Origin of the sequence: Alistipes putredinis DSM 17216 (assembly GCF_000154465.1) — a bacterium.
Lineage (GTDB): Bacteria > Bacteroidota > Bacteroidia > Bacteroidales > Rikenellaceae > Alistipes > Alistipes putredinis.
Genome location: NZ_DS499577.1, coordinates 502,689 through 524,104 on the forward strand (window position 1 = coordinate 502,689; position 21,416 = coordinate 524,104).

The following is a 21,416-nucleotide window of genomic DNA, read 5'->3' on the forward strand; positions in this document are numbered from 1 at the left end:
CTCCCATCATTGTCGTCACACGGCAAATATACGATAAAAATCGACTTTTTTCACTGTCCAGAACATGAAAAAAGGATGAAACAGGTCGGCCTGTTTCATCCCTATAAACGGAAATATCGGCGAATTATTTCGACTTTCCGCCTACTTTTTATCCACACACGGAGCACCGTTACAGGGTCTGCGGTGATGTCCGGGATTCGCATCGCCTTTTCGACATGCCGGTCCGGCGCAATCGACCTTTCGGGCGGGACACTCTCGGCATTCGATCCATTGGGCATACTGTTCGGGCGTCAGAACCGCCTTCATCCGGCCGGCCATCTGTTCACGCTGCTGTGCCATCGCTTCACGCGATTTTTCAGCCATCTCCCGGCGTTCGGCCCGGTGCTCCCTCATGGCTTGAGCCTGTTCCAGGCAAATAGGGTAAACCTGTTTTACCTGTTCGTCAGAGAGCGACAGGTTTTCTTTCATCCGGTCGGTCATCTTTTTCGCAACCTGCTCCGTAGTAAGTTCTTTGTGTTCGGCACGACGATTATGGTGTCCCTTCTGGGCCCATACCGTACCCGTTGCCAGCACCAGCGCTGCCAGTACGACGATCAAGAATTTCGCTTTCATATCAACTACCATTTTAATTGTTACCGGTCTTTATAACCGAATGTACTCTTGCAAACCAAGCGCCAATCTCTTCCGACAAATGGAAAAAACGACTTATTCCTCCTTAAACCACGAAGCATACAGTTGGTAATCACGGGCTGTACGCAGTACGATCTCGTCCCGTTGTTCCGGGGTTATCTCCTTGACTTTTTTGGCCGGAATACCCGCATAGACCGAATTGGGTTCGAGCTTGCTGCCTGAAAGCACCAGTGCGTTGGCCGCTACGATGCACCCGGACGCTACTACGGCATTGTCCAACACCGTGGCGCCCATACCGATCAGGCAGTTGTCTTCGATGATCGCGCCGTGAATTACGGCGTTATGTCCCACCGACACGTCGTTGCCGATATGGGTCTGCGACGGGTGCTTCGAGCCGTCGAACAGGGTGTGGATCACCACGCCGTCCTGGATGTTCGTCCGATCGCCGATGGTGATCGTGTTCACATCGCCGCGTAACACGGCGTTGTACCAGATCGAACAGTCGCGGCCCACCGTCACGTCGCCGACAAGCACGGCGGTTTCCGCCAAAAACGTATTTTCACCCACCTGCGGGGTATGTCCCCGTATCTCTCTGATATATGCCATAATTCGATATGTATTAGTTGGTTCTTACTCTTTTTCAGCCGCCGCATGCTTGGCTTGCTGCCACAACTCTTCCATCCGGTCGAGCGACAGCTCGTGCAGGGTATGCCCCTCGGACGAAGCACACTCTTCCATATAATTAAACCGATTCATGAACTTTTTATTGCTTCGCTCAAGTGCAGATTCGGGGTCGATCCCGTACAGGCGGCAAGCATTCACCAGGGCGAACAGCAGGTCGCCGAACTCCTCCTCCATCGCCGTACGGTCGCCGGATGTCATTTCGGCTTCGACCTCGGCGGTTTCCTCCTTCACCTTGGCCCAAACATCCTCTTTTTTCTCCCAGTCGAACCCCGTCGCCGCCGCTTTCTCACCGATGCGGTAGGCCTTCACCAATGCAGGCAGGCTCACGGGAACACCTCCCAACGTACCGCTCCGACGGTTTTTCTTACGCAGTTTCAATGCCTCCCAGTTGGCTTTGACCTCTTCCGGAGTATCGGCATGCACCTCCCCGTAAATGTGAGGATGGCGATAGACCAGCTTGTCGCACAAAGCGTTCACCACATCGGCATAATCGAACGCCCCGGCCTCCTCGCCCAGCTTGGCATAGAAAACCACGTGCAACAGCAAGTCGCCGGCCTCTTCCTTGATACCGTCGAGATCCTTGTTCAGGATGGCGTCGGCCAATTCGTACGTCTCCTCGATCGTGTTGTTTCGGAGTGTTTCGAAGGTCTGTTTGCGATCCCAGGGACACTGTTCGCGCAGCGTATCCATAATTTCCAACAGGCGGGCCGTCGCCTTCAGTTTGTCTTGTTTCATCGTATTGTTTCTGTATTTTGACCGATAACGAAGCGAATATTCGCAATCCAAGCGAACACCTTTTTTCCATATTCTTATGGTTTTTGCAAGTTTTTTAAGAGTAAATAGGAGTATAAAATTCATTTCTTTTGATGACGGCGAACATGCGGGCCACGATTTTAGCACGTAACGCATTGATTACCGACATTTTGTTCTTTCCTTCTTCTACTTTCCGCATATAGTAGGCCTTTAGTTCACCCTCTTTACGATGAGTTACCGATACGGCTGCCATATGTAGCAGTTTCTTTATGTTCTTGTTGGCCCTATGCGAGACCTTGTTTTTGGAGTGCTGGCTGCTCCCGGATGTGTATGAGAACGGAGCGACACCTGCGTGACAGCAGAACTTTCTGGGATTGTCGAAGCGGGAGAACGCTTCTGTTTCGATAATCACATTCAGAGCTACCACTTTACCTACACCGTCTATCGACATTAAAAGTTCCATCTGGCGCGCAAGCACTTCCGTTGAGCCTATGATCTTCTCCATTTCAGCAGTGATCGCATCGATAGCCGCTTGTAGTTCCTGTATTAAGCCTTTCATCCGCTTTGTTTTCTTGCGATAAAGCGCCGCCGGCATAAAATCTTTCTGATCGTACATCTGGCCTTTGTATTTAGCCAGGTCGGTAACGTAAAGCGCACGCTCCCTCTCCAACTGTTTAAGCCTCTCTATCTCCTCGGAGGGACGGTCGTAATACTTAACCTTATCTCCGAACCGTGAAGCGTAAATGGCTATGCGCTTTGCATCCACCTTGTCGTTCTTGCCCCGCTGCATACCGGATGAATATTTGATCTGGGACGGGTTCTCCAACCAAAGTTTGCACTCGACCGACTTGCAAGCACATACCAGAGGGAAAGTATATTGCCCCGTATGTTCGGCACAGATTAAAAACTGTTCGTTATCCATTTCCAAATCGTTCTTCAACTCGCCGATCAGTCTGGCGACAGCCTGCTGGTGGTTGCTTACCTGTTCTTCGCGCAGAACCTTACCCTCGAATAGTACGCAGAAGTCCAGTTTCTTTTTGCTGACGTCAACCCCGATGAAATAAAAATTGTCCATTACTTTTGTTTTTGACCATCAAATTGAGAGAAAGGAACTTGAACCTATCCTAACTACCTTAACAATGAAAGGTTAAATTCTTATTCAGGTCTCGGTTCAAGAAAGACAAAGAGTCCTAATATGGAAATGAATCTTGAATTCTTATCGATACCTGGTTCACTCCCTGCCTCCCTTTCTTTTAGCTAACCTCTTCTCTACAAAATTACCAACTCTATCTCATCTCCTGTTTACTGCGCAAATCTAAGGTATCTTTATGATCGGATAACAGTCCGAATTCGCCCGAGGCGATCCGAGCCACAGCCGATTTTGTGCAAAGATAGTGAAAGCCGAGAGAAAATGGGAGCTTGTTCCCATTTTTCCGAGACGCAGCCTATCTAAGACTATGTCAAAGATAGTGAAAGATGAGAGCAATCGTGCGGACTCGTGCCGAATCATTGTTTTTTGATTGCGAAATTCTTAAAAAAGATCGCGCCTTTCGGAAAAAACCTTAACTTTGTTAAAGTACCTCGCACCGGCGAAACGACACTTTTATTCGCTTGGCAGCTCATAGGCTGCCGAACGGCAAGAGATCGTTTTCGATAATTTTTCGGTTGCTACGAATGGAGCCAAAAGATTTATGTTATGAAAAAAATCGTCGTATTCCTGCTGCTTGTTTCAAATTTTTTCCCTTCGGGCTGCACCCGGCCGAAACAGTACGCCGACTATTCGCGGCACTCGGGTTTCGACCGTACGGAGATCGACAGCGCTACGCTGCGAAACCTCGAAGTATTGGGCCGTGTGTGGGGATTCGTGAAATATCACCATCCGGCATTTTCGGACGACCGGTACGACTTGGATTTCGAACTTTTCGAGTTGCTGCCTCTGATAGCCGATACCGCTCCTGCCGCTCGCAACGAGATATTGGCCCAGTGGATCGACGGCTTCGGCCGGTACAAAACAACGCCCGAGAAATACGAGAAGATACTGGCGTCGGATTCGGTTTTCGAACACCGCACCGACATCGGATGGATTCGGGATACGGCAACGCTCGGCCGCGAGCTTTCGGAGCGTCTGGTCCGGCTGCGTTCTGCCGACCGAACCGCAGGGAACCGTTACGTGTCGCAAACGTATTACGAAACCTATGACCAATGGTCTCCCAATCCCTGTTTCGACGGAGAAAAACCCTATTACGACTTGTCGAATCCCGACTACGGTTATCGTCTGCTCACGGTATTCCGTTTCTGGAACATGGTCGAATATTTCTTTCCAAGTAAATACTTGACCGACAAGGACTGGAACGATGTTCTTCCCGAATATATCCGGCGTATGGCACACCCGACGGGCAGTTACCTGCGGGAAACGCGACGGATGATCGCGGAACTCGACGACAACCACGCACAATACGGCGGAGGAATCTTCGAATTGTTCGGCCGTTATCGAGTCCCTCTCAACACAGGCTTCGTCGAAGGGCGGCTCATCGTCGTAACGCCCGATACCGTCCCGGTGAAGAGCGAGCGGAAAGCTCCCTTTCAGGTGGGGGACGAAATCGTCGCTGTCGAAGATAAACCGGTCGAATATTACATGGCACAAACCAGGGAATTCATTTCCTGCTCCAACGAGAACGACGTGCTGGCAGCTACGGCCGATCAAATTCTGCGCACTAAAGAGAATCGGCCGCTATCGATCCGCTACCGCCGTGACGGAGTGACGAGGGACACGTTGGCCGACGTAACAAAGATGCCAGGACATTTCGGTTGGAATTACCTTTGGAAATACCACAAGACATTCTCGATGCTCGAAGATTCGATCGGGTATATCTGTCCGAACAAACTCTCGAAAGAGGAGGAGATACCGGAGATCTCAAACGGCCTGAAAAAAACAGAGGATTGATTATCGATTTACGCTATTATCCTTCACAAGATTTTAATGAATTTGTAAGCCAGTACATTGTTCCGGACAGTGTTAAATATACGGTCCGATTTACTTACCCCGATCTTGCATTGCCGGGCGTATTTTACGCGAGAGACTATTCTTATCCGACATATAAAACGGAAAAATACAACGCCCCTATCATTATAATGGTTAATGAAGGGACGCAAAGTTACGGGGAAACATCCGTACAAAAAATCCAAAATAATCCATATACTATAACGATCGGTTCTCAAAGCGCCGGAGCCGATGGCAATATCAGCAAATTTACGTTGCCTCGGGGAGTACTCGGCGCATTTTCCGGGTTAGGGTGGTATTATCCCGACGGATGGGTGGTGAATCGGCAGGGTGTGAAGATCGACCACGAAGTACGACCCACCCTCGAAGGCGTTCGGGAAGGGCGGGACGAAGTGCTGGAAACTGCATTGAACCTAATCGAAGCGAATACCGAAGAAGAGTAGGCGAGTTCGGGCGCAAGATGAGAAACGGCGCTGCGGGTGTTGAATCCGCAGCGCCGTTCTGAAATATCCGTACCCGTTCCGCCCGAACTTCGGAAATTACTCCACCGGTTCGTAAGAGATCGAGGAGCCCTCGTCCGTACGCTCGATCTTCATGATTACCGGGCGGAGTCCGTCGTTGCAGGAACAGATCGCCACGCCTTCCTTCGTGATCCAATCGCCGAAATAGAACTTTCCGGCGCCGTGCGACAGGGCGAATACATATTGATAGACCGCCTTCCACGCTTCGTCGCAAAAACCTTCGGGTTTGGCATAGTCCGCATAAAAGACCTGTCCCTCCCGCATCATCGGGCACTTCGTAAAGCCGGGAGCGGCATACTCCCGTGCCAATTTCTCGTTCAGAGTCCGTTGCAGGATCGTAATTTTACAGCGCTTCATAATCTTGTCTTTCGCTCGGAACCCGTTCTGCGGGCGGACAGACTTGCCTCCCGCAGACAGGCGTTTCAAAAATCAAGCCCGCACCTGCGCACCCGCCTTGCGTTCGAACTGAGCTGTCAGGTTGGCCATCGCCTGCTCGATCATCTTGTCGGTCAGCGTCTGGGTCTTGTCCTCCAGTACGAAACTCAGGGCATACGATTTTTTACCTTCGGGCAGCTTGTCGCCCTCATAGACATCGAAGAGCGAAACTCGTTTGAGCAACTTGCGTTCGGCCGCGAAAGCAATATCACGCAGCGCGGAGAAAGTCACCTCCTTGTCGATCAGCAGCGCCAAATCGCGTTTTACCTCCGGGAACTTGGAAAGCTCTTTAGCCGAGACCTTATTCTTGCGTGTAGCCTTGACCAGGGCCCCGAAATCCATCTCCAGATAATAAACATCTTGTTTCAGGTCGAAAGTCTTGCGCAGCTTCGACGAAACGACGCCCATCTGTACCAATTCTCTGGCCTTGTCGTTGAGCGAGAAGGAGAGTGCATCCCCGTAAAGATCGCTGCGGAGCGATTCGGACTTGAGCGTATAAAGGTCTAGCCCGAAACGACGCAACAGCTTCTCGGCAATCGCTCGCAGCGTAAAGAACGATGCCTGCTCCGGTTTCCGGTTCCACGAAAGAGGCGCAGCGATGCCGGTTACGGCGATCGCCAGGCGGAACTGCTCGGAATAAGCCTTCAGCGGCTCTTCCGGCATAGCGGCCGTCGCATCGTAAAAATAGCAGTTGCCGAACTCGTACAGCTTCAGGTCGCCATTGCGGTGGTTGGCATTCAACTGCACGGCTTCGAGCATATTGAAAAGCAGCGTCTGTCGCATGACGTTCAGATCGTTGCTGAGCGGATTGAGTATCTTCACGCAATGCTCCGGCTTGTAAGAGGTGAGACCCTCGTAATAAGCCGCTTTCGTCAGCGAATTGGACATGATCTCCGTAAAGCCGTTAGCCGTCAGGAAATCGGCGGCGAGGTTCATCAGCTTGTTCCGGTCGGGTTTCGGCGCGTAGGAGAGCGCCGAATTGACGTGCGAGGGAACAGGGATGTTATTGTAGCCGTAGATGCGGAGAATCTCCTCGACCAAATCGGCCTCGCGCGTCACATCGACCCGATAGGGCGGCACGGCCACGCGCCATAGGTCACCTTCCTCGGCCTCGATTTTAATGTCGAGCGCACCGAGAATCGTGCGGATCGTATCGGCAGGAATCTCTTTGCCGATCAGACGATTGACACGCTTTATATCGAGTTCCACTTTGAACTTTTCGATAGGAGCGGAGCAAATATCCGTAATTTCGGAGGCGATCTCTCCTCCGGCCAGCTCCTTCATCAGCAGGGCGGCACGCTTGAGGGCATAGACCTGTATGTCGGGATCCACGCCGCGCTCGAAGCGGAACGAAGAATCGGTGTTCAGGCCGAAGCGCTTGGCCGTCTTGCGCACCCAGACCGGGTTGAAATAGGCGCTCTCGATGAATACGTCGGTCGTCGTATCGCTCACGCCCGAATCCAATCCGCCGTAAACGCCCGCAATACACATGGGTTTCGCAGCCGAGCAGATCATCAGGTCGTTGGCCGTGAGCTTGCGCTCTACGCCGTCGAGCGTCACGAACGGAGTACCTTCCTCGCAGGTTCTGACCACGATCCGGCCGCCGTCGATCTTCGCTGCATCGAAAGCGTGCAGGGGCTGTCCCAGCTCGAAAAGCACGAAATTGGTGATGTCCACCAGGTTGTTTTTGGGGGTAATGCCCGCTGTCCGCAGGCAGTTCTGCATCCATTCGGGCGAAGGGCCTATCTTACAATTCTTGACCGTAACACCCGCATAGCGCGGTGCGGCTTCGCTATTTTCCACTTGCACGTCGATCTTCAGATCGTGGTTATCGACGGCGAAAGCGCTCACGTCGGGCCATTGCAGCTCGACGGGCTTGCCCTGGCTTTTGAGATAAGCCGCCAGATCGCGCGCTACGCCGATATGCGACGCCGCATCGATACGGTTGGGAGTCAGACCGATGCCGATGACATAGTCGTCTTCCAGCTTCAGGTACTCCCAGGCCGGCTGGCCGACTTTCGCGTCGGCCGGCAGCTCCATGATGCCCTCATGCGAAGCTCCGATACCCAGTTCGTCCTCGGCGCAGAGCATCCCGAGCGACTCCACGCCCCGGATCTTGCTGCGCTTGATCTTGAACTCCTCCTCGCCGCCGTTGGGGTAGAGCACCGCACCCACCGTAGCGCAAAGGACCTTGAGACCCTGCCGACAGTTGGGAGCACCGCAGACGATCTGCAACGGAGCCTCGCCGCCTACATCCACCGTCGTCAGATGCAGATGGTCCGAATCGGGATGATCCGTGCAGGTCAGCACCTCGCCGACCACGACGCCGGCAAGTCCGCCGCGGATCGATTCGATCTTTTCGAAGCTCTCGACCTCCAGGCCGATATCGGTGAGGATCGTCGCCATTTCTTCGGCCGACAGATCGGTTTTAAGGTAGCGTTTCAGCCAGTTATAGGAGATATTCATAGTATGTGTAATATTTTATTATTGACAAAGAGTAAGCAAAGGTATAAAAATATCCCGATTTTATCCCCGCAAAAGAGCGGTAATTACGAAGACGGCCAGCACCGTGCTCGCAATGCCGTTGAGCGTGCCGAAAGCGATGCCGATATTCCGCTGCCGTGTCGGGGTCACCAACAGGTGTTCGGCGACGAGGATCAGCGTGAAAATCCCTTCGCCGAGCCAGAGCCAACCGTTCTGGGGACAATACGACCCGAACCAGAAAAGTGCCGCGACGCTCACCACATGCAACAGAATACTGAACAGGAGCGACACCCGTGCCGAAAAACGGGCCGGGATGGAGTAAAGGCCGTTCTTGCGGTCGAAATCGGCGTCCTGCAACGCATAGATGATGTCGAAGCCACCGCACCAGGTCATCACCAGCAGCGCCAGGATACAGGGCGGCCATGCGAAATGCCCCGTGACGGCGATGTACGCCCCCACCGGAGCAATACCCAGCCCCAGACCGAGCACCAGATGCGCCAGCGCGGTGAACCGCTTGCAATAGCTATACATCAATATAACGAACAGAGCCACAGGAGACAGCAGACCGGTAAGTAAATTGATGGTAGAGGCCGTGACGATGAACAGCAGCGCATTGACGATCACGAAACGGAGCGCTGCCCGGGCACTGATCTTTCCGGCCGGAATTTCTCGGTCGGCCGTGCGGGGATTGGCCTTGTCGATGCGGCGGTCGGCCCAGCGGTTGAAGCCCATCGCGGCGTTGCGGGCGAAGACCATGCAGAGCAACACCTGCAAGAGCAGCACCACCCAGCCGTACCTGCCCGAACAGTCCGAAGAGATCCCCTCGGTACGCAGCGCATAAACGAACCCGACGAGGGCGAAAGGCATGGCGAAAATCGTATGGGCGAACTTGACCAGTCCGGCATATTGACGTATCATTGTCGATTCGATTTTATGGTCGCAAAAGTAATCATTTTTTTCGGCAGCAGAATACGACCAGGGCAAGAAATCAGCCCCCGACAACGCCTGAAATCCATTGTTTTTCTCCGGAAAGATATTATCTTTGCACATTATTATATAAGGATTTCACTCGACAATGAAAAACATACGCAATTTTTGCATCATAGCCCACATCGACCACGGCAAATCGACACTGGCCGACCGCCTGCTGGAAAAGACCAATACGCTCAACCAGCGGGAAATGCAGGCCCAGGTCCTGGACAACATGGACTTGGAGCGCGAAAAGGGCATCACCATCAAGAGCCATGCGATCCAGATGGAATACCTGGCCCGCAACGGCGAAAAATACGTGCTCAACCTGATCGACACTCCGGGCCACGTGGACTTTTCCTATGAGGTATCGCGTGCCATCGCCTCGTGCGAAGGGGCTCTGCTCGTAGTCGATGCCACGCAGGGTATTCAGGCGCAGACCATATCGAACCTCTACCTGGCCGTCGAGCACGACCTGAAGATCATTCCCGTACTGAACAAGATCGACATGGATTCGGCGATGATCGACGAAGTGAAGGATCAGGTAGTCGATCTGCTGGGTTGCGACCCGGACGAGATCCTCTGCGCCTCCGGCAAAACGGGACTGGGCGTGGAAGAGGTGCTCGAAGCCATCGTCGAGCGGATTCCGGAGCCTCAGGGCGATGCGAACGCTCCGTTGCAGGCATTGATCTTCGACTCGGTGTTCAACCCCTTCCGAGGCATCATCGCCTATTTCCGCGTCTTCAACGGTACGATCCGCAAGGGCGAGCATGTCAAATTCTTCAACACGGGCAGCGAATACGACGCCGACGAAGTGGGCGTGCTGAAGCTCAAGATGCAGTCCCGCGACGAAATCCGTGCCGGGGACGTGGGCTATATCTGCTCCGGCATCAAAACTTCGTCGGACGTCAAGGTGGGTGATACGATCACATCGGTCGAAAACCCTTCGACGGAGGCCATCGCCGGTTTCGAGGATGTGAAACCGATGGTCTTCGCGGGCGTTTATCCCGTCGAAGCCGACCAGTACGAAGACCTGCGGGCTTCGCTCGAAAAATTGCAGCTCAACGATGCCTCGCTCACGTTCGAGCCCGAAAGTTCGCTGGCGCTGGGCTTCGGCTTCCGCTGCGGATTTCTCGGACTGCTGCACATGGAGATCATCCAGGAACGCCTCTACCGCGAATTCGACATGGACGTCATCACGACCGTCCCGAACGTATCCTATAAAATCACCACGACGCAGGGCGACGTGCTCGAGGTGCACAACCCCTCGGGCCTGCCCGAAATAACCAAAATCGCCTCGATCGAGGAGCCTTATATCCTGGCTCAAATCATCACCAAGTCGGATTTCCTGGGCAACGTGCTCAAGCTCTGCATCGACAAGCGGGGTATCATGAAAAACCAGACCTTCATCACGCAGGATCGCGTGGAGGTCAATTTCGAGATGCCCCTGTCAGAGATCGTGTTCGACTTCTACGACAAGCTCAAGAGCATTTCCAAGGGCTACGCCTCGTTCGACTATCACCGCATCGGGTTCCGTCCGAGCAAGCTGGCCAAACTGGACATCCTGCTCAACGGCGAACCGGTCGATGCCCTTTCGTCGCTGATCTATGCCGACCACGCCTACGATTTCGGACGCAGAATGTGCGAGAAGCTCAAGGAGCTGATCCCGCGCCAACAGTTCGACATCGCCATCCAAGCAGCCATCGGCGCCAAGATCATCGCCCGCGAAACGGTCAAGGCCGTGCGCAAGGACGTGACGGCCAAATGCTACGGCGGCGACATCTCCCGAAAGCGCAAGCTGCTGGAAAAGCAGAAAAAGGGCAAGAAACGCATGCGTCAGATCGGCAATGTCGAAGTACCCCAGTCGGCCTTTCTCGCCGTATTAAAAATGGATTAGCTATGAAAAAGACGATCATCGACCTGTTCGAATCCTCCGTTGAAAAATACGGAAAGAAAACCTTCCTGCTCGAGAAGCGTCATCACGCCTTTCAGCCCACGACTTACGCGGAAACCAGGGAACAGGCCCTGGAAGTGGGGGCCGGATTAGCTTCGCTGGGCATCCGCCCCAAAGACAAGGTCGCTATCCTGGCCGAAGGAAGCAACGGCTGGATCATCTCCGAGCTGGGTATCTTCTATGCCGGAGCGATCAGCGTTCCGCTGTCGGTCAAACTCGAAGAGTCGAACGATCTGTTGTTCCGGCTCCGCCACGCCGAGGTCAAGGCGCTGTTCGTTTCGAAACAACAGCTTCCGAAGATCCGCCGCATCCGGGCGGAACTGCCGGAACTCGAACAGATCATCGTCCTGGGACACATTCCGCTCGAAAGCGGCGAAACGGCCTACGGCATGCTCAAACGTCTGGGCCGCGACTATTTGGCCGGGCATAAGGAGGAATTTCTCAAAATAGGGCAGGCAATCCGGAACGACGACTACGCCACGATCACCTACACGTCGGGCACGACGGCCGATCCGAAAGGCGTCGTCCTGACCCACCGCAACTACACGGCCAACGTCGAACAGTCGCTCTCGCGCATCGACATCCCGTCCAGCTACCGCACGCTCATCATCCTGCCGCTGGACCACTGTTTCGCGCACGTGGTGGGATTCTACATCATGATCGCCTGCGGCGCCAGCGTGGCGACCGTACAAATAGGGGCGACCCCGATGGAGACACTCAAGAATATTCCGCAGAATATCCGCGAAGTGAAACCCAACTTCCTGCTGTCGGTGCCGGCACTGGCCAAAAATTTCCGCAAAAACATCGAAACTTCGATTCGGGCCAAAGGACCTTTCACTGAACGGTTGTTCGACTTCGCGCTCCGCACGGCCTATATCTACAATCAGGACGGCTACCACAAGGGCAAGGGCTGGCGGATCCTGCTGGCACCCGTCGTGGGACTTTTCGACCTCGTGCTGTTCCGCAAGGTGCGGGAGGCATTCGGCGGCAGCCTGGAGTTTTTCGTCGGGGGCGGCGCACTGCTCGATTCGGAGCTGCAACGCTTTTTCTATGCCATCGGGATCCCGATGTTCCAGGGATACGGACTTTCGGAAGCTACACCCGTCATTTCGACCAATTCGCCCAAGTACCACTGGCACAAGTTCGGATCGTCGGGCAAGATTCTCGAACCGCTCGACCTGAAAATCCTTGACGAAGAGGGGCGAGAGCTGCCGCGCGGCCAAAAGGGTGAAATCGTCATCCGGGGCGAGAACGTCATGGCCGGCTACTGGAAAAATCCCGATGCGACGGCGGCGACCGTCCGCAACGGCTGGCTCCACACGGGCGATATGGGCTATGTGTCGGAGGATGATTTCCTCTACGTATTGGGGCGCTTCAAGAGCCTGCTGATCGCCAGCGACGGAGAGAAGTACAGCCCCGAAGGAATGGAGGAGGCGATCGTCGATAAGTCGCCCTTCATCGACCAGATCATTATCTATAACAACCAAAGTCCCTTCACCGGGGCGATCGTCGTACCCAATCGCGACGCCCTGCGCCGCGAGCTCGACGCCCGCGATATCCGGGAGGGTAGAGCGGCTGCGGCCGCCGACATCCTCGGTGCGGAGATCGACCGTTACCGGGCCGGCGGCCCCTATGCCGGAGAATTTCCCGAGCGGTGGCTTCCGGCGGGACTGGCTATCGTGGACGAGCCATTCACCGAGCAAAACGGACTGATCAACAGTACGATGAAAATCGTCCGCAACAAGGTGGAAGAGTATTTCCGCGACCGGATCGACTACCTCTATACTCCGGAGGGAAGGGAGTTGCGAAACGATAAAAACCTTGCGTCACTGCGGAAAATGGTAGAATAACCTGAAATTTTACCGCCCGAAGAGTTGATAAATAAAAAAATCGGAGTAACTTTGTTCTCCGAATGCGGGAGTAGCTCAGTGGTAGAGCATCAGCTTCCCAAGCTGAGGGTCGCGGGTTCGAGCCCCGTTTCCCGCTCACGAGGTCCTTTTCGAAGGACCTTTTTTGTTAGGCAAGATTACATAATATAGAAGTAAACGATTCTGGACATCAATGATATGCAGAATCGTTTCGTTTTAATACCGGAACAAAGAGCGAACAGCAGCGAAAGTACGATTATCAGGATCGCCCCCTGAAAGTTCCAAAAACAGTCAGCCTTATTTTCCTTTATCCATCTGCTTCTCCAGCAAAGAAATTACCCGGTTCATCTGCTCGTCCCGCTCCTTGAAACTGTCGGCCTGCTTTTTTATTACCTCCCAAGCATCCCTGGGAATCAACACTTCATCGGAGCCTGCCGGTCGCCCGACATAATACTCCTGGTCGTTTACCAAAAGCTCATTCCCGCCTTCCATTGCCGGATAGTGAACGACATTCAGCATCGGTCCTTCACCGTTCAACAGCCAATCTTTATTCAATTCGGGATAGCGGGCGAAAATTTTACCGAGTTTATCACGGCTCGGTTCATGTTTCAGTTTCGACAGATAGGCATTCGATAGTCCGCACTCGCGTTCGAAGCGCCCCGGCTTGATGCCGCTCATCCTACAAAATTCCATTATTCTGTCCTTGACCGTCATACCAAAAGTAGTTTATAATAAAAACCGTATTTATAAAAATAAATTATAGAAAATTCCTCGACATACAGATTTAATTCTTCGAATATTATCTATACTTATAGTATCAAACAGATCGAACGAATAGTGTTCGAAAAACCGAACGAAAAAAATTATAACAAATATAATATCATTCTTTCGATAATGCGACGACAAGTATATAAAAAGGTAATCGAAATCGCACCCGATCTGAAACGACAGATCGCTATGGAAATGGGGTGCACGGTAGATACCGTGTATAATGCGCTCAACTTGAGCAACCCGACCACGGGTGCACAACCGGACAGGATCCGCCGTCGGGCTATGGAATTGGGCGGCAAGGAGAACCGAAAAATCCGCTGGATCAATTATTGACGCCCCAACCTCTCGTGCGAACGAAAACAGCCGGAAAAAAGAGGTCGTATTACAAACCGCAACGAAGTCTTCCACCACATCGTGCTTCCGCACAATGCTTTGCGCGAATAACGCTCACCGACAAAAAACGGGGAGCAATCGGGAGAGGCGGAATAAGTAGAAATACAAAGAGGAAACGGGAGATTTTCCCGTTTCCTCTAATTTTCTATAAACGCCCCGCCGACGGAAACTTACCTCCAAATCCGAACGCATAGCCGGAAGGATGAATTAAAAAAACGAACATCCTTCCGAAATTTTTCCTATATTTGCATCATACATAAGACACAAGAGGGGTGCCTTCGTCGGGAAAGACCGGAAAGGCTGAGATCATACCCTATGAACCTGATGCGGTCAGTACCGCCGGAGGAACTTGTTCATAGACCGTAATTTTCTCGTCGAAGCATCTCCGCAATTACGGTAAATCATGGAAGTATTCATCAATCACTCACCCGTCGAAACCGACGCAGCAACGACGCTTGCCGAACTGCTGATGCAGGAGGGTATCGCTGCCGACGGAATCGCAGTTGCGATCGCCAACAAGGTCGTGCCCCGCAGCGAGTGGCCGACGACCCGCTTGCAGGCCGGAACGAAAATCACTGTCATACGCGCCGTGTGCGGAGGATGATGCGTATCATCGTCATCACCGACACGTCGTTCGCCGCATCGGAAGCGGAGTCGATTCGGATTCTGCTCTCGGAAGGAGTCGATCGGGTGCATCTGCGTAAACCGCAATCGGCCGAAGCAGACATGCGCCGCCTGATCGAAGCGCTGCCGCCGGAACTATATCCTCGTCTGACTTTGCAGGATCATTTGCATCTGGCCGGAGAGTACGGCATCGGAGGAGTACACCTGAACGCCCGCAACCCGGAGATCCCCGCCGGATTCGGGGGACTGATAAGCCGCTCGTGCCACTCGTTCGGCGAGATCGCATCGCACCCGACGGAAGACTACCTTTTTCTCAGCCCGATTTTCGACAGCATCTCCAAAACCGGCTACCGAGCAGGGTATGCACCGGACGAACTCCGAAAGGCATTCGCGCAGGGCATCATCAATCCGCGCGTCGCAGCGCTCGGCGGCATCCGGCCGGAACACCTGCCCGCGTTACAGGAGTATGGATTCGGGGGAGCGGCCTTTCTCGGGTACATCTGGCAGGGCGCTACACCCGAAGAACTGGTGCGGCGCATGCGGGAAATACGAAAATTCAACCGATAAACCGGCGGAAAACCATCCGGAAATCGGTCTGATAAATAACAATACTTTAATGTACCTCTTGGAAAGCACAGCGCACCAAATCCCCTCCGAGAAGGAGCAGGGGAAGGTCGGAATTACAGGCTCGGCCAAGAGCCGCGATAATCGATCGCCGGTTCGACGCGACAAACGTCAGACAACGGTACATTAAATAAATATACAACTACTAAAAATATGTTACAGTTCATTACCCACCATACCGACCGTTACGACGAGATCGCCGGCACCCGGGCCGTACTCGAAGGAGGCTGCCGCTGGGTGCAGCTCCGCATGAAAGACACTCCGGCGGAAGAGGTGCTGCGCATCGGACGTGAAATCGAAAAGCTGTGCCGGGAGTACGGTGCGAAATTCATCCTCGACGATCACGTGGAACTCGTCCGCGAACTGAATGCCGACGGCGTGCATCTGGGCAAGCTCGACATGCCCGTAGCGGAAGCCCGCCGCCTGCTGGGGCCGGAATACCTGATCGGAGCGACGGCCAACACCTTCGAAGACATCGAACGGGGGGCAGGGCAGGGCGCCGACTACATCGGCCTCGGACCGTTCCGTTTCACGCAGACCAAACGCAACCTGAGTCCCGTACTCGGACTCGAAGGCTACCGCACGATTATGGAGTGCTGCCGCAATGCCGGCATCGCGCTGCCCGTCGTCGCTATCGGGGGCATCACGGCAGCCGACGTGGAAAATATTCTCGCAACGGGAGTGACCGGAATAGCGCTCTCGGGCGCACTGCTGCAAGCGGAAAACACCCTCGAAGAAACTCAACGAATAATTAATATAATAAACCGAACTAAACAATGAGTGAATTAGTTATCGGCGGACGGACGTTCCGTTCGCGCCTGTTCGTAGGAACGGGAAAATTCAGCTCCAACGAACTGATGGCCCGCGCAATCGCCGCTTCGGAATCGGAGATGGTCACCGTAGCAATGAAGCGCATCGACATGAATAACCCGCAGGACGACATGCTCGTGCATGTACGCCGTCCGGAGATTCAACTGCTGCCCAATACGTCGGGTGTACGCGACGCTGAGGAAGCCGTGCTCGCGGCACAGCTCGCCCGCGAAGCCTTCGGCACGAACTTCATCAAGCTGGAGATCCATCCCGATCCCAAATACCTGCTGCCCGATCCGGTCGAAACGCTCAAGGCAACCGAACAGTTGGCTAAAATGGGCTTCGTGGTACTGCCGTACATTCAGGCCGATCCGGTGCTTTGCAAGCGACTCGAAGAGGCGGGCGCCGCGACCGTAATGCCGCTGGCGGCACCGATCGGCACCAACAAGGGACTGGTTACGCGCGACCTGCTGGCCATCATCATCGAACAGAGCAACGTCCCGGTCATCGTGGACGCAGGATTAGGCGCCCCGTCCCATGCGGCGGCGGCGATGGAGATGGGTGCCGACGCCGTACTCGTGAATACGGCCATCGCCGTCGCAGGCGATCCCGTGCGCATGGCCCGCGCCTTCGCCCAGGCCGTCGTTGCCGGGCGCGAAGCCTACGAAGCCGGACTCGGAGCACAGGCACAGTGCGCCGAAGCGTCGAGCCCTCTCACCGCATTTCTCGACTAATTCCGCCGCGCTATGTTTTCAGAAGAATTAGCCAAATACGACTGGGAGGAGACGACCCGGCAAATTCAGCACAAACGACCGGCAGACGTAGAGACGGCGCTCGGCAAGGAACACCTGACCCTCGACGACTTCATGGCGCTCATCTCACCTGCAGCGGCCGCCTACCTGGAACCGATGGCCCGGCTGAGCCGCCGATACACACAGGAGCGGTTCGGCAAGACTATTTCGATGTATATTCCGATGTATATCACCAACTCGTGCACGAACTCCTGCATCTACTGCGGATTCAACCATCATAACAAATTCGACCGCGTGATCCTCACGATGGAACAGATCGAAGACGAGTGCAAGGCGATCCGGGCACTCGGACCGTTCGAAAACCTGCTGCTCGTAACGGGAGAAAATCCCCGGGCAGCGGGCGTGGATTACATCGAACAGGCGCTCAAGGTCTGCCGTCCCTATTTCAACAACCTCACCATCGAGGTAATGCCGTTGGCGAGCGAGGATTACTACCGCCTGACCCAATCCGGACTCAACGGGGTGGTCTGCTTTCAGGAGACCTACAACCGCGCCAACTACAACATCTACCACCCGGCGGGGATGAAATCCAAATTCGAATGGCGCGTGAACGGCTTCGACCGCATGGGGCAGGCCGGGGTGCACAAGATCGGCATGGGCGTACTGATCGGCCTCGAAGAGTGGCGCACAGACGTGACGATGATGGCCCTGCATCTGCAATACCTGCGCAAGCACTACTGGAAAACGCGCTACAGCGTCAATTTCCCGCGCATGTGTCCGTCGGAAGGGCATTTTCAGCCGAATGTGGTGATGACCGACCGGGAGCTGGCCCAACTCACTTTCGCCTTCCGCATCTTCGATCACGACGTGGACATCTCCTTCTCGACCCGTGAAAAACCCTCGTTCCGCAACCACATCGCCACGCTCGGAGCGACATCGATGAGCGCCGGATCGAAAACCGATCCGGGCGGCTACCATACCTATCCCCAGTCCCTCGAACAGTTCTCCGTCAGCGACGAACGCACACCGGCCCAGGTCGAAGCCGACATCCGCCGCGAAGGGTACGAAGTCGTCTGGAAAGACTGGGACAAAATCTTCGACTGACGATGGAGGAACGTTACGCACGGCAGACGATGCTGCCGGAAATAGGGGAGCAGGGGCAGCGCAGGTTGTCAGAGGCTTCGGTGCTGATCGTCGGCATCGGCGGGCTCGGCTCGGCCGCAGCCCTCTACCTGACGGGAGCTGGCGTGGGACGCATCGGACTGGCCGATGCGGATACGGTGAGCAAGAGCAACCTCCAACGGCAGGTACTCTACACCGAACGACAGATCGGAATGCCCAAGAGCGCTGCGGCCCGGGAGCGGCTCGCGGCGCTCTCGTCCCACACCGCGTTCGAATGCCGGCCGGAAGGAATTACCCCGGAAAACGCACGGCCTATTCTGGACGGTTACGACCTGATACTCGACTGCTGCGACAACTTTCCGACCCGTTACCTGCTCGACGACCTATGTGCCGCCTGCCGAAAACCCTGGGTGCACGGCTCGATCGGGGAGTTTTACGGTCAGGTGACCGTTTTCAACGGCCGGAAAGGCCGTCGTTACCGCGATCTCTATCCCGACCGGAAGGCACTTTGCGCCCGTCCCCGGATCACGCAGGGCGTACTCGGCACAGTGCCGGGCGTCATCGGAACGCTGCAAGCTTCCGAGGCGATCAAATACCTCTGCGGCTTCGGCGAGCCGCTCGACGGGCGACTGTTCACAATCGACCTGCGTACCCTGCAAACCCAAATCATAGATTATTAACCTGCAAAAAACACAAAAAGAACCTATGGGAAAAGGATTTGACGAATATGCTCCGGCTTACGACGCCTGGTTCCTCGAAAACCGCAACGTACTCTACTCGGAAATCAATCTGGTGGCCCACGTGCTGAAAAATCCGGGGCGGACGCTCTCGGTCGGTTGCGGCAGCGGACTCTTCGAAACGATTCTGGCCAAAGAGTACGGTATCACGATCACCGACGGCATCGAACCGTCGGAAGGAATGGCCGAAATCGCCCGCAAGCGGGGGATGAAGGTGACGATCTCGACCGCCGAAGAAGCCGATTTCGGCTGCGGCGACTACGATACGATTCTCTTCAACGGTACCCCCAGCTACATCACCGATCTGGAAAGCGTCGTCCGCAAAGCCTACGACGCCCTGCCCGAAGGCGGCCGGATCATCCTGATCGACGTTCCGAAAGAGAGCACCTACGGTGTGCTGTACAACCTGGCCAAAGCCCTCGGCACGTGGGATCATCCGCTGCTCGCAGGGACCTATCCCGAGAATCCCTATCCGATCGAATTCGTCCGGGTCGCCAACTGGCGCACGACGGCCGAGAAGATCGAGCTGCTCGAAAAAGCCGGATTCCGGGATCTCCGCTTCGCCCAGACCCTCACCACGCACCCGCTCTACTCGAACCGGCAGGAAGAGCAGCCGTCGGAAGGGTACGAAAAGGGAGATTACGTAGCCGTTACCGCCTGCAAATAAACCGACATTATGAAAAAATGGAGCGAAGAGGCCTGGGATGTTGCTCGGCCTACCTACCTGAAAATCATCGAACATCCGTTCGTCGAAGAGCTTGCCCGGGGTACGTTGGCCGCCGACAAGTTCCTGTTCTACCTGTGGCAGGATTCGCTGTATCTGGCGCATTACTCCAGGGTATTGACCCACATCGCTTCCCGTCTTACCGAGAAGGAGCACATCGCGGCTTTCATCCGCTTCGCTTCGGACGGCATAGAGGTCGAGGAGGCGCTGCACGGCTCCTTTCTGAAAGGCGACGTACCGGCTCCCGAAGAGATCAGCCCGACATGCCTGCTCTACACCTCGGTACTGCAAGCCCAGGCCACAGCCCCGGTCGAAGTGGAAGCCGCTGCCGTGCTTCCCTGCTTCTGGGTCTATCAGCAGGTCGGGCGGCAGATCATCGCCCGGCAGCAGGGAAGTGGGAATCCCTATGCACAGTGGATCGAGACCTACGCCGATCCCTCCTTCACCGAAGCGACTTCGCAGGCTATCGGAATCTGCGACGCACTGGCCGAAAAAACCGGGCCGGAAACCCGGCGCCGGATGACCGACATCTTCCTGCGCTGTACCAAGATGGAGTGGCTGTTCTGGGACAGCGCCTGGTATCTGGAAAGTTGGAAAATATAAAAAGCGTTCATTCAAGTAAATGTGCCAATAATCTGATTAACAAAATCAATTATGAAAAAACACTATAAGCGGGTCCTGACGATCGCCGGAAGCGATCCGAGCGGCGGAGCAGGCATTCAGGCCGACCTGAAAACCTTCTCGGCCTGCGGTTGTTACGGGATGTCGGCCATCGTAGCCGTCGTGGATGAAAATACGGTAGGCGTCACGGGCGTACACCCGGTGCCTGTGGATTTCGTCACCGGCCAAATCCGGTCGGTGCTGGATGACATCGGCGCCGACGCCGTTAAGATCGGTATGCTGCACTCATCGGAACTTATCCGGGCCGTGCGGGAAACTTTGGCCGCTTACGACATCCGCAACATCGTCCTCGATCCGGTGATGGTCGCCACCTCCGGCGATCGGCTCCTGCAGGAAGAAGCGATCGCCACGCTCCAAGAAGAGCTGGTACCGTTTGTGCGGGTCATCACTCCGAATATCCCCGAAGCGGAGATTCTGCTCGGACGCAAGATCGCCGGACAGGAGGAGCTGCCGCAGGTAGCACGCGAACTCTCCTTCGGACGCAAAGTTTCCGTGTTGCTCAAAGCCGGACACCTGCACGATACCGAGCTTATCGACGTATTCTACAACGCCGAAACCGACAAAGCGACCCCTCTGCGCTCCATGCGGCTCGACACGCCTAACACGCACGGTACGGGCTGCACGCTCTCCTCGGCCGTAGCAGCTTTTCTCGCCCATGGATTGCCTCTGGACGAAGCGGTCGTCTGCGCCAAGGAGTACATCAATGCCGCAATCATCGCCGGAGCCGAATACGAAATCGGCAAGGGTCACGGCCCTGTGCACCATTTCTTCAACTTCTGGGAATAAGAGCGGGGCAGTACACCGAAACGGCGGAAATATTGTGCGAAGTGGGGATATTTTATGAAAATATCCCTATTTTTGCTTATTCAAACAATGTAC

Annotated in this window: 22 protein-coding genes, 1 tRNA gene and 1 riboswitch; of the genes, 15 read left to right on the forward strand and 8 right to left on the reverse strand. The window is 54.8% G+C overall.

Annotated elements, in window-relative coordinates; genetic code table 11:
• Positions 1-141 precede the first annotated feature (141 nt).
• The 4 genes from ALIPUT_RS02415 to ALIPUT_RS02430 all read right to left on the reverse strand — a co-directional run bounded on the left by ALIPUT_RS02415 (position 142) and on the right by ALIPUT_RS02430 (position 3,142).
• The gene (locus tag ALIPUT_RS02415) at positions 142-612 is read right to left on the reverse strand and encodes a Spy/CpxP family protein refolding chaperone (protein ID WP_022459738.1); all 471 of its coding nucleotides are present in this window, start codon (positions 610-612) and stop codon (positions 142-144) included.
• A gap of 93 nt (positions 613-705) precedes the next feature.
• Positions 706-1,236 (reverse strand): gamma carbonic anhydrase family protein, encoded by a 531-nt coding sequence (locus ALIPUT_RS02420; protein WP_004328060.1) that lies wholly within the window; start codon positions 1,234-1,236, stop codon positions 706-708.
• Positions 1,237-1,260: 24 nt separating this feature from the next.
• Positions 1,261-2,049, reverse strand: coding sequence for a nucleoside triphosphate pyrophosphohydrolase (mazG, locus tag ALIPUT_RS02425; RefSeq protein ID WP_004328061.1), 789 nt, complete (start codon positions 2,047-2,049; stop codon positions 1,261-1,263).
• A gap of 94 nt (positions 2,050-2,143) precedes the next feature.
• A complete protein-coding gene (locus ALIPUT_RS02430; protein WP_004328062.1) occupies positions 2,144-3,142 on the reverse strand; it encodes an IS110 family RNA-guided transposase in 999 nt (332 codons plus the stop codon).
• Between the two features lie 621 nt (positions 3,143-3,763).
• Here ALIPUT_RS02430 and ALIPUT_RS12960 point away from each other — a divergent pair.
• A complete protein-coding gene (locus ALIPUT_RS12960) occupies positions 3,764-5,011 on the forward strand; it encodes a S41 family peptidase (RefSeq protein WP_004328063.1) in 1,248 nt (415 codons plus the stop codon).
• Positions 5,008-5,511: a S41 family peptidase gene (locus tag ALIPUT_RS02440; protein WP_004328064.1), complete on the forward strand. Its 504-nt coding sequence runs from the start codon at positions 5,008-5,010 to the stop codon at positions 5,509-5,511. Before ALIPUT_RS12960 ends, ALIPUT_RS02440 begins: the two co-directional genes overlap by 4 nt.
• A 96-nt stretch (positions 5,512-5,607) precedes the next feature.
• Here ALIPUT_RS02440 and ALIPUT_RS02445 read toward each other — a convergent pair whose 3' ends face one another.
• From ALIPUT_RS02445 to ALIPUT_RS02455, 3 genes are all read right to left on the reverse strand, one after another.
• Positions 5,608-5,946: a TIGR04076 family protein gene (locus ALIPUT_RS02445; RefSeq protein ID WP_040293119.1), complete on the reverse strand. Its 339-nt coding sequence runs from the start codon at positions 5,944-5,946 to the stop codon at positions 5,608-5,610.
• A 72-nt stretch (positions 5,947-6,018) separates the two neighbouring features.
• Positions 6,019-8,490: a phenylalanine--tRNA ligase subunit beta gene (gene pheT / locus ALIPUT_RS02450; protein WP_004328066.1), complete on the reverse strand. Its 2,472-nt coding sequence runs from the start codon at positions 8,488-8,490 to the stop codon at positions 6,019-6,021.
• Between the two features lie 60 nt (positions 8,491-8,550).
• A complete protein-coding gene (locus ALIPUT_RS02455) occupies positions 8,551-9,426 on the reverse strand; it encodes a UbiA-like polyprenyltransferase (protein WP_040293366.1) in 876 nt (291 codons plus the stop codon).
• 157 nt (positions 9,427-9,583) lie between these two features.
• Here ALIPUT_RS02455 and lepA point away from each other — a divergent pair, with 157 nt between their 5' ends.
• From lepA to ALIPUT_RS02470, 3 genes are all read left to right on the forward strand, one after another.
• Positions 9,584-11,374 carry a translation elongation factor 4 gene (gene lepA, locus ALIPUT_RS02460; RefSeq protein ID WP_004328068.1) on the forward strand — a complete coding sequence of 597 codons (1,791 nt, stop codon included), beginning with the start codon at positions 9,584-9,586 and terminating at the stop codon, positions 11,372-11,374.
• A gap of 2 nt (positions 11,375-11,376) precedes the next feature.
• Complete coding sequence (locus ALIPUT_RS02465; RefSeq protein ID WP_004328069.1) at positions 11,377-13,281, forward strand: AMP-dependent synthetase/ligase; 1,905 nt, start codon at positions 11,377-11,379, stop codon at positions 13,279-13,281.
• Between the two features lie 64 nt (positions 13,282-13,345).
• Positions 13,346-13,417, forward strand: a tRNA-Gly gene (locus ALIPUT_RS02470).
• Between the two features lie 179 nt (positions 13,418-13,596).
• Here ALIPUT_RS02470 and ALIPUT_RS02475 read toward each other — a convergent pair.
• A complete protein-coding gene (locus ALIPUT_RS02475) occupies positions 13,597-14,013 on the reverse strand; it encodes a hypothetical protein (protein ID WP_004328070.1) in 417 nt (138 codons plus the stop codon).
• Between the two features lie 180 nt (positions 14,014-14,193).
• On the opposite strand from ALIPUT_RS02475, the gene ALIPUT_RS02480 reads away from it, so the two are divergent.
• The 10 genes from ALIPUT_RS02480 (at position 14,194) to thiD (ending at position 21,323) form a co-directional block, all read left to right on the forward strand.
• Positions 14,194-14,403, forward strand: coding sequence for a hypothetical protein (locus tag ALIPUT_RS02480; RefSeq protein ID WP_147554506.1), 210 nt, complete (start codon positions 14,194-14,196; stop codon positions 14,401-14,403).
• Positions 14,404-14,721: 318 nt separating this feature from the next.
• Positions 14,722-14,828, forward strand: a riboswitch (TPP riboswitch).
• A 38-nt stretch (positions 14,829-14,866) separates the two neighbouring features.
• Positions 14,867-15,067: a sulfur carrier protein ThiS gene (gene thiS / locus ALIPUT_RS02485; protein WP_004328073.1), complete on the forward strand. Its 201-nt coding sequence runs from the start codon at positions 14,867-14,869 to the stop codon at positions 15,065-15,067.
• Positions 15,064-15,654 carry a thiamine phosphate synthase gene (locus ALIPUT_RS02490; RefSeq protein ID WP_004328074.1) on the forward strand — a complete coding sequence of 197 codons (591 nt, stop codon included), beginning with the start codon at positions 15,064-15,066 and terminating at the stop codon, positions 15,652-15,654. Before thiS ends, ALIPUT_RS02490 begins: the two co-directional genes overlap by 4 nt.
• 210 nt (positions 15,655-15,864) lie before the next feature.
• On the forward strand, positions 15,865-16,491 hold the full coding sequence (locus ALIPUT_RS02495) for a thiamine phosphate synthase (protein ID WP_004328076.1): 627 nt from the start codon (positions 15,865-15,867) through the stop codon (positions 16,489-16,491).
• On the forward strand, positions 16,488-17,255 hold the full coding sequence (locus ALIPUT_RS02500) for a thiazole synthase (RefSeq protein WP_004328077.1): 768 nt from the start codon (positions 16,488-16,490) through the stop codon (positions 17,253-17,255). Before ALIPUT_RS02495 ends, ALIPUT_RS02500 begins: the two co-directional genes overlap by 4 nt.
• Before the next feature lie 12 nt (positions 17,256-17,267).
• Positions 17,268-18,377, forward strand: coding sequence for a 2-iminoacetate synthase ThiH (gene thiH, locus ALIPUT_RS02505; RefSeq protein ID WP_004328078.1), 1,110 nt, complete (start codon positions 17,268-17,270; stop codon positions 18,375-18,377).
• Between the two features lie 2 nt (positions 18,378-18,379).
• Positions 18,380-19,075: a HesA/MoeB/ThiF family protein gene (locus tag ALIPUT_RS02510; RefSeq protein ID WP_004328079.1), complete on the forward strand. Its 696-nt coding sequence runs from the start codon at positions 18,380-18,382 to the stop codon at positions 19,073-19,075.
• A gap of 25 nt (positions 19,076-19,100) precedes the next feature.
• Positions 19,101-19,799 carry a class I SAM-dependent DNA methyltransferase gene (locus ALIPUT_RS02515; protein ID WP_004328080.1) on the forward strand — a complete coding sequence of 233 codons (699 nt, stop codon included), beginning with the start codon at positions 19,101-19,103 and terminating at the stop codon, positions 19,797-19,799.
• Positions 19,800-19,808: 9 nt separating this feature from the next.
• Entirely contained in the window at positions 19,809-20,459 is a 651-nt protein-coding gene (locus ALIPUT_RS02520; RefSeq protein ID WP_004328081.1) for a TenA family protein, read from the forward strand.
• 51 nt (positions 20,460-20,510) lie between these two features.
• The gene (gene thiD / locus ALIPUT_RS02525; protein WP_004328082.1) at positions 20,511-21,323 is read left to right on the forward strand and encodes a bifunctional hydroxymethylpyrimidine kinase/phosphomethylpyrimidine kinase; all 813 of its coding nucleotides are present in this window, start codon (positions 20,511-20,513) and stop codon (positions 21,321-21,323) included.
• Positions 21,324-21,416: the final 93 nt, after the last annotated feature.